Consider the following 12,357-nt stretch of genomic DNA (forward strand, 5'->3'; position numbering starts at 1 on the left):
TATATTTGATTCTGAGATAAAAGCCCCTTAATGGTTGCAAAATTACGCCTAGTTTTTTCAATTACCATACTATTTCTTTCCTTTTACGGGGCGGCACAAAGTACCTATTGGAAAAATACGGAATTAAAAGGAAATGGAAGGCAATTTTCTAAACAACGCCTTCAGGTTGAAAAAGCGAAGGCTTTCACGTTGAACGAAGTTCAGTTTAAACAGGTACTGGCTTCAAAAGCAAGCTCAAAGATTATTTACTTCCCCGATGAATACGGAAATCAAATTCCTTTTCAAGTGGAAGAAACCTATCTTTTTTCAAAAGAACTTGCCGAAAAATATCCTTCCATAAAATCCTTTAAAGGAACAGCCTTAAATGATGCCACAAAGCAAATTAGGTTTAGTGTCTCACATAATGGTGTTCAAAGTATGATCAATACGACAGGGGAAAAGGGAGCTCTTTTTATGCAGAAGTCGGGTGACGATGCCTATGTTCTATACCGTAGAACGGAACAAACGGAGCGCGACCTCAATTTTATATGTAGTACAATTCCCAAAGTAATGGAATATTCTCAGAACCTTACCGCAAAATTGGTAAATGACCAAACGTTGAGAACGTTTCGTGTAGCTATTTCCGCGTCGGGAGAGTACACCAAATTCCATGGAGGGACAAAGGCGGATGCGCTTGCCGCCATTAATGCCACATTAACAAGGGTCAATGGAGTTTTTGAACGTGATTTGGCCATTAGCTTACAACTGATAGCCAATACCGATGACGTAATTTATACAGATCCAGATACAGATCCGTATACCGGAAGTTTAAGTACCCAAGTACAAAGTACCTTGACCAAGGTTATAGGCGAATCCAATTATGATATTGGACATTTGTTCAATCAGCAGGATGGAGCCTTGGATGGAAATTCTGGCTTTATAGGGGCGGTTTGTAAGGATGGCCGCAAAGGCAGTGCCTATACCACCTTGTCATCTCCAGTGGGAGATATGTTCGATATAGATCTGGTAGCGCATGAAATGGGACACCAATTCGGGGCCAATCATTCATTTTCACATATATCGGAAGGTACTACGGTTCAAGTTGAGCCGGCTAGCGGAACGACGATTATGGGCTATGCAGGCATTACACAGAACAATAATAATGTTGCCGCAAATAGTAATGACTATTTCCATTACGTGAGTATTGTACAGATTAGGGATTATTTGGAAACCGTTTCATGCGGACAGGCGCAACCGTTCGCCAATACCGCACCTACATTAACACCTTTGTCAGATTATGCAATACCCAAGGGAACCGCTTTTCTGTTGACCGGGGCGGCTACCGATCCTGATGCTACCGATGTGCTGAGTTATACTTGGGAACAAATCGATAACGGAGTGGTAACACAAGCAACTTTTGGTCCCAACAATCCCTCAGGTGCCAATTTTAGATCTTTACCGCCTAGTTCTTCACCACAGCGTTATTTTCCGAATTTGAATCGTGTTCTTAAGGGGCAGCTTACACAGACCTTGCCTACTGAGGGCGATGCATGGGAGACTGTTTCCAATGTCGGTCGAAATTTAAATTTTTCATTAACTGTTAGGGATAATGCTTTGAACGGGGGGCAATCAGATTCAGACGAGTTGCAGGTGACCGTGGTTAATGAAGCCGGTCCGTTCGTGGTGACTTCCCAAGAAACTTCACAATCTTATGTGGCAGGATCAGTACAAAAAATAACGTGGGATGTCGCCAAGACGAATCTGGCTCCAATTTCAGCTGAAACGGTTTCAATTTTATTGTCAACAGATGGCGGATTTACGTACACTACCGTTCTTGCAGAAGACATTATTAATGATGGTGAACATAGTATCATAATGCCGGGAATAACCACAAGTTCGGGCCGGATCATGGTAAAGGCATCCAACAATATTTTCTTTGCGGTGAACGCCTCGAATTTTTCTATTACACCGTCAGAAATCGTCTTGAATTTTCAAAAAGTTTCATTCGATGTTTGCAAGCCAGATGATATCAGTATCCCTTTTGTGTATGAGACATATTTAGGATTTAACGAGGAAAGCACTTTTAGTGCAGTTTCTTTGCCAACTGGATTGACGGCCGTATTTACACCACCTACTGCTACCGATACTAATACTCCGGTCACTGTGGATCTTACAGGTGTTTCAAATTTGACCGAAGGTACCTATCCCATCCAGATTAGAGCGAGCTCTGCTACGTTTTCTAAGGAAATTATACTTCAATTAAGGGTCTTTGACGCCAATTTCAATGCAGTGCAATTATTAGCTCCTTCAGATGGTTTTGAAGATGCGTCGAAGGATGTCGTATTGAAATGGGAAGCAGATGTGGGAAATACCGCTTACGATATTGAAATTGCTACAGATTTAGGATTTGCTGCTATCATAGAATCTGCAACGGTGAACACCAATTCATATTCACCCTCCTTATTGGATAACAATACCCAATATTATTGGAGGGTCAGACCAAAAAACGATTGTGGCGAAGGTGCCTTTAGCTCCCCATATACGTTCTCGACCATACAATTCAATTGCACGACGAAGAGTGCCACCGGGTTGCCACTTTCCATCTCCAGCATTGCTACTCCTATAGTGAGTTCAAAAATTGCATTTTTTGAAGACCTTCCGGTAGCAGATATTAATGTAACCTTAGATTTGGAACATACTTTCTTGGCAGATTTGGTTATCAACTTAATTTCACCAGCAGGCACTACCGTGGCTTTGGTCTCAAGTTCATGCGGCGATTCGCGGAATATCAAGGCTACGTTTGACGATGAAGGCACCTCATTCGAGTGCGGTGTCGAGCCGGCCATTAGTGGTATCGTTAAGCCTTTGGGTACTTTAAGCTCTTTCAACGGAGAATCGATTCTGGGAGAATGGGTCTTGGAAATTAGGGACAACGTCGCTTCCGATGGAGGTCGACTTAAAGCCTTTTCGTTGGAAGTATGCGTTGAGGGTGACTTTAGGCCAGATGCTGATAAAGATGGTGTTTTTGATGATGTAGATGATCTCTGTCTCGGTACGCCCGAAGGTCAGGAAGTAAATGGTTCGGGTTGTCCGATTTATAGGTTTCCGAGAGAAAATTTTAGCATTCATCTAGAAAGTGAAAGTTGTCCTGATAACAATGACGGTCAAATAATGATAACCCCTAAGGTAGCCTTGGATTATCAGGTGACGGTTTCTGGGAATGGTATAGACCTTACACAAGCTTTTTCCAATTCGTTTAATCTGGCCAATTTAAGTGCAGGAGCGTATTCGTTATGTATTGTTGGTACTGACGGACTCGTTATCTACGAAGAGTATTGTGTGGAAGTTAAGATTACGGAACCAGAGCTGCTTACCGTTTCCTCAGAATTGGCACTAGATGGAACCCAATTGACGCTTTCGTTGAACGGATCTTCGTTATATACCATAGAGTTGAACGGTACTTCTATGAAAACGCAAGAAGAGCTCGTGATATTGGAATTAAAAAAAGGATTTAATAGCTTGAAAGTTTATACCGATATACCGTGTCAGGGAATCTATGAAGAGCAGTTTGCGCTTAATGATAAACCTGTCGTTTTCCCCAACCCGGTAAAGAATATGGCTCAAATCTATCTAGGGGCTGCCGAAGGAGATTTTGACGTACATATCTTCAGTGCAGAAGGCAGATGGCTTTCAAGTATAACCCTAACGCCTCAAGCAGGAACCATTACGTTAGATTTTAGTACGTATGCTACTGGAATCTATTATTTGAAATATGAAGGATCGACTTTAAAAGGAACCACAAAAGTAATTAAGGAATGATAATACGTGCTTTATTTATTAGTAGTTGCCTGTTGATGCTATTTATGGGCTGTAAAAAGAAAAGCGAACCAATACCGCCCGAAGCGGTGCTATTATTGTTTCCAGAACAGAATTCTGAATGTACGACCGGGGTAAGTTTAGGGCGGGAGACGAGTCAGGTAGAATTTCAGTGGTCCCCTGCCGATCATACCGAAAGTTATGAACTAAGGGTTACGAATACCCAAACGGGTACGGTGCAGACCATTGTTTCTTCAAGTACGTCCGCAAAATTGCCGTTGGCAAAGGGAGAGCAATTTTCATGGTTGGTACGCTCAAAGAACAATCAAGTAGAACGTTCGGTATCCAGTGAGGTTTGGAGTTTTTATAATGCTGGATCTAGAACGACGTTCGCTCCGTTTCCACCTAGTATCATAAGTCCGGGTTCGTCAGAAAGTGTATTCAAGGATATTAATAACGAGATAACCCTTTCATGGTCGGCATCTGATTTGGATAATGATATTAGGGATTATGAGGTTTATTTTTCGGTAGAAACCCCACCTACAGATCTTATTCAGACACTTTCATCGAGCAGCTCAAGTATGAAGGTCACCGTTACGCCAGACACGGTGTATTATTGGAAGGTTGTGGTCATTGACGCTGAAGGGAACAGTTCCGATTCAGGAATCTATAACTTTAAAGTACTATAGATTAAGTATTGTTGTACTGGTTCATTGTTCGTGCAATTCCTGCAAGCACAAATGAACTAACGACTTCTGCCGACCGTTGCAGGCGTTCTTTCATGGTTTCTTTTTCTTCATCATTCCATTCCCCTAAGACATATTCAACCTGTCTTCCCTTGCCGAAATCGGCCCCAACACCAAATCGAAAACGATTGTAAAGTATGGTCTGTAAAAATTGCTGTATATCTTTTAAACCATTGTGGCCGCCATCACTTCCTTTAGTCTTGATGCGAATGGTCCCAAAGGGTAGGTTGATGTCATCGGTAATCACCAAAATGTTTCCTTGTGGAATATTTTCCTTATCCATCCAATATTTTAAGGCCTTTCCGCTACGATTCATGTACGTTGATGGTTTAAGGCAAATAACCGTTCTGCCCTTAATCTTGAAGGTGCCTATATCACCGAGTTTGACGGTTTCAAAGCTAAACTCCTGAATTTTGGCCAGCTCATCCAGTATCTTAAACCCAATATTATGACGGGTTTCTGCATACTCATCGCCGATATTACCTAAGCCAACAATTAAATATTTTTTCATGGGATCTTTCTCTTCGGTGGGACTGCTCTTATGGTTGAAACGTAATTTTAAATAACGGAGCATATCTAGGTTGCATTAACGCATAAAAATACAAAAGCATCCCGATACAGGTATCGAAATGCTTTATGTTGTACGCTATAAAAAAATATTTTCTATTCTTGAGCAGTTTCTTCAGATGCATCTTCGGCACCTTCGGCAACTCCCTCTTCTCCTTCTTCATCCTCATCATCAACAACAACTGCGGTACGTGCAGTTTTAACCTGTACTACAACGGTCGTATCTGGATGTAAAATGGTGAAATCATCACTTTTCAAAGAGGCAACTGAAATGTGTTGTCCTATTTTCAATTTTGATAGATCTACATTGAAGAAATCTGGTAACTTGTCCGGTAAAGCTTTAATGGAAAGCTTACGTTTTCTGAACAATAAACGTCCACCATTACGAACTCCTGGTGAATTACCTTCCAAACGAACAGGAATTTCCATCGTAACCATTTTATCATCGAACAATTGATAAAAATCAATATGCATGATATTGTCCGTTACAGGATGGAACTGTATATCCTGCATAACCGCTCTTACCGATTTGCCACCATCCAATTCAATTGCAACCGTATGTGCATTTGGAGTGTAAACCAAATCTCTGAACGCTAATTCTTCTGCTGAAAAGTGTAGTGGTTTATCCCCTCCGTATACTACGCAAGGAACCAATCCAGCATTACGTAGGGCCTTCGTTGCCTTTTTGCCCACGCTTTCTCTTTCTGATCCTTTAATTGTAATTGACTTCATTATATGTATTAAAAATTAATATTCTTGATGTATGGATTTCTTCTAGGGTTACATTAAAAATTTAGAAGAAATAGAATTGTTATTATGAACCTTGTCCATTACGTCCGCAAATAGATTGGCGCAACTTAACACCCGTACTTTGTCACTTTTTATTTCTATCGGAATGGAATCGGTAATAATCAGTTCGGTTAGTTTTGATTTTTCAATTTTTTCGTAAGCGTTACCGGACAAAAGTCCGTGTGTGGTAATTGCCCTTACACTTTCGGCACCTCGTTCCATCATTAAATCAGCTGCTTTGGTCAAAGTTCCAGCGGTATCTACCATGTCATCTACCAGAACAACATTTTTGCCCTGTACGTCACCGATCAGTTCCATATGTGAAATGATGTTCGCCTTGGCCCGTTGTTTGTAGCAGACCACAACATCACAATCCAAAGCCTTGGAATAGGCATAGGCCCTTTTTGACCCACCCATGTCGGGAGATGCAATCGTAAGGTTGTCCAAGCCAAGATTTCTTAAATAAGGTAAAAATAAGGTCGATGCAAAAAGATGATCCACTGGTTTTTCAAAAAAGCCCTGTATTTGATCTGCATGCAGATCCATTGTGATAATACGGGTTGCGCCGGCAGTTTCAAGCATTTTAGCAACAAGCTTAGCTGCAATCGGCACTCTTGGCTTGTCTTTTCTATCTTGTCTTGCCCAGCCAAAATAAGGCATCACAGCGGTTATGTGCCGTGCCGACGCTCTTTTGGCGGCGTCGATCATCAATAACATTTCCATTAAATTTTCTGGGCCCGGGTGGGTCGAACCTATAATGAAAATACGTGTTCCACGAATAGATTCCTCAAAAGAAGGTTGAAATTCACCATCGCTATATCGCGAAAAAGAAATTTTACCTAATTCAGCACCATACGCCTTGGCAATCTTTTCACCTAAGGCCGTACTTTGTGTACAGGCGAATATTTTTGGCTGAGGAACTTGATATGGCATATCCTTAGTTTATTGTTTCCCGAACAGTTGTAGCAATTCAATTGAAATGCCTGTTTTTTAAGGAGGTGCAAATTTAAAAATTAAATTTGGTTGCTAATGCATAAATGTTCATATTTTTAGTGATAGAAAGAAAATAATTTTTTAATTTCGCAGTCCTATTTGAAATGCTCGAGTGGCGGAACTGGTAGACGCGCTGGATTCAAAATCCAGTTCTTCGGAGTGCGGGTTCGATTCCCGCCTCGAGTACTGATAGAAACCGCAATAATCTGGTAATAAGATTGTGGCGGTTTTTTATTTAATTTTTTGCCGAAAAATTGCCGAAAAAAATCTCCATTAATCAATTAGATTGGCAATTGGTGTTATTAGTTTTTCCATTATTTTATTTCTGCAAAGGATAATATTTTAGAAAAAAACTATTAAAATCAATAATGACTTTAGCCCAAAGTATACTCCAAATAAATAGAAGTAGGCAAAGTGAATTTTATTCATAATTCCTCTAAATAAGAAAGCCGAAAATTTAAGGCGTATTTCTTTTGCATATAAAGCTATTTATGTTAAAATTGTCGCGACTTAAAAAGCCAATCCTTAGCCATCCGCCCACATTGTTGGTAATCAGAGTCAGGATTTGGAAACTATCGAAAAACTTTAAAGCAAGTGTTTGAAGCACAGACTTTAAGGGTTAGGCTCTTTCTATTGAATTTTTTAGACTGCCTTTAAAATTCAAATTCATCATTCCAAAGAACTTCGGGTTATCACGTCCATTATCTTTTGCTGGGATAAGTCATAGAGGATAATAAAACTATAAAATAATAAAAAGAAAGGTTATGAAATATATAAATAATATAGAAACTTTTATATTATTTGTATATTTAGTTCAAAATATTTCTTTAACATAATTCATTGTTTAAAAATGGTTCTTACGGTATGCCCTAATCCCTCAATAGATACATATGCATGGCTGGATTCTTTTAAGATAGGTCGGGTAAATCGAATCATGGAGCTTAAGGAATTTCCTGGTGGAAAAGGCATTCATGTAGCAATGGCTTTAAAAGAGTTAAAGGTTCCAGTTTCTTTGTTGGGGAATTGGGCTGGGCCAAATGGGCATTGGATTAAGGAGGCATATCCTCTTAGAGGAATAGAAATAGGAGGGCCACAACTTAATGGTAACACCCGAAAATGCTACACCTTTCGATCTGAATTGGATAATAATTTGAACCATACGGAATTGTTAGAACCTGGTCCCAAAATGTCCACTATAGACTGGGATTTATTTCAAGTACAGTTTCGGAAAGCCCTAAATCATTGTACTTTAGTTTGTCTCTCTGGCTCATGGCCCTCTGGAGCCCCAGACGATGCATATGCTCAGTTACTTAAAATTTGCAATAAAGAAAATAAAAAGGCCATTTTAGATTGCTCAGGTGTGCAATTGGAGAACGCCTTAAAAGTTAAATTTTACGGCTTACATATTAATGAGCATGAAGCGGTAAGTAACTTTGGCGTTGAGAACCACTTGGAGATTAGAAAGTACTTAAAAAGCAATGTTCCAATGCTTGCAGTTACCAAAGGGAAAGAAGGTCTATTTCTTTATTTACATGATCAATACGTTCATGCCAATGTAAAAGTTGACGATGTTAAAAGTACTGTTGGCAGTGGTGATTGCCTCACGGCCGGAATAGCCTTTGCTACATTTAATAATATGTCGATAAATCAAATTGCCGCTTATGGAGTCGGATGCGGAGCGGCCAATTGCATGAATGAGGACTTAGGAATGTTGCGAATCAAAGATGTGCGCCGTTTGTTGACACTAGTTGAAATAAATAAGAATTGATAGTTTACGGTTTTCAAGGGCACGGTCTGATTTAATAATCGCAGTAGAGGAAGTTTTTATAATTAAAGTTTTTAATAAAATGACCCAATATTGGGGTTAGACCCGTTTATAGTGATTCATTTCTTTTTCAAGGAAGCTATACAAAATCCAAAATGTAAATAAGTAAGGTTTGAAATCTGAAATAGAATCGTTAATTAAATAAAAGAAGATATTATGAAATTTATACTAGGTTCTTATTCAGTATTACATTGATAACTTCTTGCCAAAAAGAAGAAAAGGAAATCAACCTTTTTAATATCAAGAATTTAAGTGATTGGCATATCGATGCGCCGAGAATGGATACCATTCCCGATAACACGAACCCATTTGTTGTTCGGAAGGGGATGTTGGTCAGTCTGGAGGAGCCAAAAGGCCATCTCATCACTGATAAAAGCTACCTAGATTACAAACTTTCGATAGAATATCGATTACACGATAGGCGCGGGAACTATGGTGTTTTTGGTTCATGCTTCCAAACCGAGAGCGTTGTATAAAATGTTTCCTAAATCTATAGAGGTGCAAATGCACCACAGATAGTTCGGAAAAACCGCTTGGGGAATGGAATACTATCATCGTGACCAATGTAGGAGATGAGATAAAGGTAGGGGTAAATGGTGATTTGGTTAATTATGAATATAATGCTACAAACCAGTATGGGGCAAATTGCCTTGCAGGCAGAAGGTGCTGAAGTTGAGTTCAGAAAAGAAAGCCTAACATCGATTGATGTACTGCCCGATTAGGGAAGAGCGATACCTATGTAAGCTTATTTGGAAGTATTCTTTTGGGGTGTTTCTGAATCACCTGAATCAAAAGCCAGAAAAAAAGCGGCCAATACTGCTAAAACGATTCCGATTATTTTAAAAGTACCAGGTATAAATCCCAATACGATCATCGATATTACCGAGGTTATAAGGGGTGCCCCGGCATTCGTCATCGGAGAGACCACCATGGCTTTACCATAGCGGAAGGCATAGACCAGACAAAGGGCTCCAATGGAATTTAAGATCTGTATGGCAGCGGCCAGCCATGGGCCCTCAACTCCATAATTGATTTCCTGTGAAAAATCGGTCATGATAAGTGCGATGGGAATCAAGGCCAATCCGGTGAGGGTCATATAGAAGAAAATACTCTCAGCGTTCATGGATTCGTTGGCAAATTTCATAAAGTAGGCTTGAAGCCCCCAGGCAAGTAAAACGATTACGGCAAGTATAAACCAGAGATAACCATAGTCCGTTGTTTCATTGCCGTCTGAATAATCAAATAGGGGGAGGGCCAATAAGGCTAATATGATGCCTATTGTACCTAGAATACCGGTACGTTCCTTAAGAAATGTATAAGAAAGTACGATGGTTACCATCGGCGATAGGGAGATTATGGGAAAGATTAGATAAGAAGGTCCTTCGGAAACGGCATGGAATAGCACCATTTGACCGCCTGCGCCCAATAGACCTATAAGACATCCATAAGTTATGGATTTTTTATCCATGTTCAATTTCCAGCCTATCAGTTTCAAGGCGATTATTGCAGGCGGAATCATCGTTAACGCCCACACACAATACACCAAGGTCTCCGGAAAACCATTTTCACTCGGTAGTCCAGTAAAAGCGCCCCAAATGCCCCAAAAAACTGTTGTTATTATTGCAAAAATCAACCATAGTTTGGATTTCATATGTCATGAATTATAGATTTCTTTTTAAAATTAACGCCCCGTCATCTTCAAGTTCTTGTGCGCATGCCCAAGTAATGGGACGTCTTACCCCCTTGATTTCTATAACGGCAGAAAGCCTAAGGCCTTCCCATTGGGTATCTTTTGGAAGCATAATGACAGCCTGCCTCACTTTTCCCGGTAAAGGATATCCAGGATCTAAACTACCCGAGACTTCGAATGTGTTTGCGGTATCCCGTACCTGGATCCTCAGCGCACCTGGTACACCCGATATACCGTCGTTTACCAATCCCACGATCAGACCCGGATACCCTTCTTTTTCAAAGGACCAGATCCAAGAAGGGCGCACACGATAACCAATAGTTATAGATAAATTGTTAAGTGCCGTTGGGTATTTGTCATGATAACTCATGAGATTTTCCAATGCAATGTCATGCCAATTCCAAAGTGAAAAGTAATTGGGCCCTACATCCTTGACATGGGCGATGATATTTTCATTTCTCATTAGGCCGTCCACGACCCTAAGATCCCCTATATTGCCCTTTGTGATGCCCTGCTCAATTGTGGCGCCAATCCATGGGGGCCTATTGCTCAAAACGTCAATCTGTTCGTTCTCTATAAAAATGGTATCCGTTCTAAGCCAGTTGTATGACCTAATGGTATTCTCTAAGACTTCGGCATTGCCTACATGGTTATAATCGGGTTGGGTATTGGTGGTCAAGGGAGTTTTGGACCAATTAGTTGCCTGATGCTCAAAAATTTCAACAAAGGTATCGCGTGCCGTGTAGTAATCTGGAAGTGGTGAGCCTTCAAAGGGCCAGGTATGTCCTTCTCCCCAAAAACCGTACATACAGGTATCTACGTATTCCACAAGCTCATGTCCATTATATTTTTCGGCAAGAAGATTGTCCATTTCCTTAAAGGCCTTCATAAATTCCGGGTGGTCGTACCGCGGGGCATAGTGCACCTTTCCTTTAATTCCTATTTCATCGGTAGTACCCAATTTCACCATCGGCACTTTATCATTTAAGAAATCTGGTAGGGATTGAGGCTCAATTACAGGACTCATCAATTGGATGCGAAAAGCAACTCGCTTCCCATACTTTTTTGCCATTTCAAAAGTAAGATTCCAGTGTTCGGGAAATTCCAATTTTCCTGGTTCCTTCTGAATGTCCCTCCAATCTACCCTTAGGTACAATACATCCCCAAGTTCCCATTTCGCCAATTTTTCTATAGCACTTCTAAGACTCCCATATTTCGCTTTGGGCGGTCCTACCTCGTCGCAGATATAGGTAACCAGTCCCATCCCAAAATTCCTTACAGGGACGGTGGATGGTGTTGTTGTCATTACAACATCGCTTCCTGGAACGTTGGCCGCCGGACCATAATTTATAAATGGACCTTGGTATAGACGATCTTTAATTGGAGGGGGCGGGCCGAAATCTTTAAACGGAATGCCCTGTTTGGGAACTTTATAGGAGGAAGCACGTCCTAAGTTAATCCCTGAGAAGAGTGCTGTAAGCCCTCCGGCTACCATAAATGACCTGCGTTTCATAATTTATTGGATATAGCGAACCAAGGCTATTTTAAAAAATAATATGTGATGCCTTTAAATCAAATATATTAATATTTCATATACTTTCTAAATATAAATTACGAAATGTTAAGAAAGAATAAGTATGAATATTGAAAGTTATTGAAATATAATTTAGGGTAAATATTGATTTTCATAAATTTTTCGCAATGAAAAAGCTTCTAAATCTGATTCTGTTGCCAAGATACCTAACTTCACCTTTTGAACCCCGTTTTAGTCTCAGTGTTTTTTCAAATTCAAAAGGGCCAGGACTTGATTTCTGGTTAGTGTATGCCTCTAGATTCGTATCTCATCCAAAATACTATACCACCAAGAGATTGTAATAAGGCCATCAAAGCTCTGTTTTTGGGTTAAGGCTAGGTTTAGACTGGTCTAGAATCCGTCAAAATAGTAGGCTTCT

General features: G+C 40.2%; 9 protein-coding genes and 1 tRNA gene. 5 read left to right on the top strand and 5 right to left on the bottom strand.

Annotation, left to right across the window (positions count from 1 at the left end):
• The first annotated feature begins 30 nt into the window (after positions 1–30).
• Both ACNR9Q_RS05275 and ACNR9Q_RS05280 read left to right on the top strand, forming a co-directional pair.
• Positions 31–3,798 carry a reprolysin-like metallopeptidase gene (locus ACNR9Q_RS05275; RefSeq protein ID WP_419213570.1) on the top strand — a complete coding sequence of 1,256 codons (3,768 nt, stop codon included), beginning with the start codon at positions 31–33 and terminating at the stop codon, positions 3,796–3,798.
• Entirely contained in the window at positions 3,795–4,484 is a 690-nt protein-coding gene (locus ACNR9Q_RS05280; protein ID WP_419213571.1) for a hypothetical protein, read from the top strand. Before ACNR9Q_RS05275 ends, ACNR9Q_RS05280 begins: the two co-directional genes overlap by 4 nt.
• 1 nt (position 4,485) lies before the next feature.
• Here the strand turns inward: ACNR9Q_RS05280 and pth are convergent, their stop codons facing one another.
• The 3 genes from pth to ACNR9Q_RS05295 form a co-directional block, all read right to left on the bottom strand.
• A complete protein-coding gene (gene pth, locus ACNR9Q_RS05285; protein WP_419213572.1) occupies positions 4,486–5,115 on the bottom strand; it encodes an aminoacyl-tRNA hydrolase in 630 nt (209 codons plus the stop codon).
• Between the two features lie 89 nt (positions 5,116–5,204).
• The gene (locus tag ACNR9Q_RS05290; RefSeq protein WP_419213573.1) at positions 5,205–5,840 is read right to left on the bottom strand and encodes a 50S ribosomal protein L25/general stress protein Ctc; all 636 of its coding nucleotides are present in this window, start codon (positions 5,838–5,840) and stop codon (positions 5,205–5,207) included.
• Positions 5,841–5,888: 48 nt separating this feature from the next.
• Positions 5,889–6,830, bottom strand: coding sequence for a ribose-phosphate pyrophosphokinase (locus tag ACNR9Q_RS05295; protein ID WP_419213574.1), 942 nt, complete (start codon positions 6,828–6,830; stop codon positions 5,889–5,891).
• 166 nt (positions 6,831–6,996) lie between these two features.
• Between ACNR9Q_RS05295 and ACNR9Q_RS05300 the strand changes: the two genes are divergently transcribed.
• From ACNR9Q_RS05300 to ACNR9Q_RS05310, 3 genes are all read left to right on the top strand, one after another.
• Positions 6,997–7,076, top strand: a tRNA-Leu gene (locus ACNR9Q_RS05300).
• 664 nt (positions 7,077–7,740) lie between these two features.
• A complete protein-coding gene (locus tag ACNR9Q_RS05305; protein WP_419213575.1) occupies positions 7,741–8,658 on the top strand; it encodes a 1-phosphofructokinase family hexose kinase in 918 nt (305 codons plus the stop codon).
• A 248-nt stretch (positions 8,659–8,906) separates the two neighbouring features.
• The gene (locus ACNR9Q_RS05310; RefSeq protein ID WP_419213576.1) at positions 8,907–9,191 is read left to right on the top strand and encodes a family 16 glycoside hydrolase; all 285 of its coding nucleotides are present in this window, start codon (positions 8,907–8,909) and stop codon (positions 9,189–9,191) included.
• Positions 9,192–9,460: 269 nt separating this feature from the next.
• Here the strand turns inward: ACNR9Q_RS05310 and ACNR9Q_RS05315 are convergent, their stop codons facing one another.
• Complete coding sequence (locus ACNR9Q_RS05315) at positions 9,461–10,366, bottom strand: EamA family transporter (protein WP_419213577.1); 906 nt, start codon at positions 10,364–10,366, stop codon at positions 9,461–9,463.
• A gap of 10 nt (positions 10,367–10,376) precedes the next feature.
• On the bottom strand, positions 10,377–11,918 hold the full coding sequence (locus ACNR9Q_RS05320; RefSeq protein WP_419213578.1) for a hypothetical protein: 1,542 nt from the start codon (positions 11,916–11,918) through the stop codon (positions 10,377–10,379).
• Between the last annotated feature and the right edge of the window lie 439 nt (positions 11,919–12,357).

Source organism: Maribacter sp. X9 (assembly GCF_048537565.1).
Lineage (GTDB): Bacteria > Bacteroidota > Bacteroidia > Flavobacteriales > Flavobacteriaceae > Maribacter.

Coding starts and splice junctions, on each gene's coding strand:
- ACNR9Q_RS05295 (WP_419213574.1), bottom strand. CDS start 6,830: ATGCCATATCAAGTTCCTCAGCCAAAAATATTCGCCTGTACACAAAGT.
- ACNR9Q_RS05315 (WP_419213577.1), bottom strand. CDS start 10,366: ATGAAATCCAAACTATGGTTGATTTTTGCAATAATAACAACAGTTTTT.
- ACNR9Q_RS05320 (WP_419213578.1), bottom strand. CDS start 11,918: ATGAAACGCAGGTCATTTATGGTAGCCGGAGGGCTTACAGCACTCTTC.
- ACNR9Q_RS05275 (WP_419213570.1), top strand. CDS start 31: ATGGTTGCAAAATTACGCCTAGTTTTTTCAATTACCATACTATTTCTT.
- ACNR9Q_RS05305 (WP_419213575.1), top strand. CDS start 7,741: ATGGTTCTTACGGTATGCCCTAATCCCTCAATAGATACATATGCATGG.
- ACNR9Q_RS05280 (WP_419213571.1), top strand. CDS start 3,795: ATGATAATACGTGCTTTATTTATTAGTAGTTGCCTGTTGATGCTATTT.
- ACNR9Q_RS05290 (WP_419213573.1), bottom strand. CDS start 5,840: ATGAAGTCAATTACAATTAAAGGATCAGAAAGAGAAAGCGTGGGCAAA.
- pth (WP_419213572.1), bottom strand. CDS start 5,115: ATGCTCCGTTATTTAAAATTACGTTTCAACCATAAGAGCAGTCCCACC.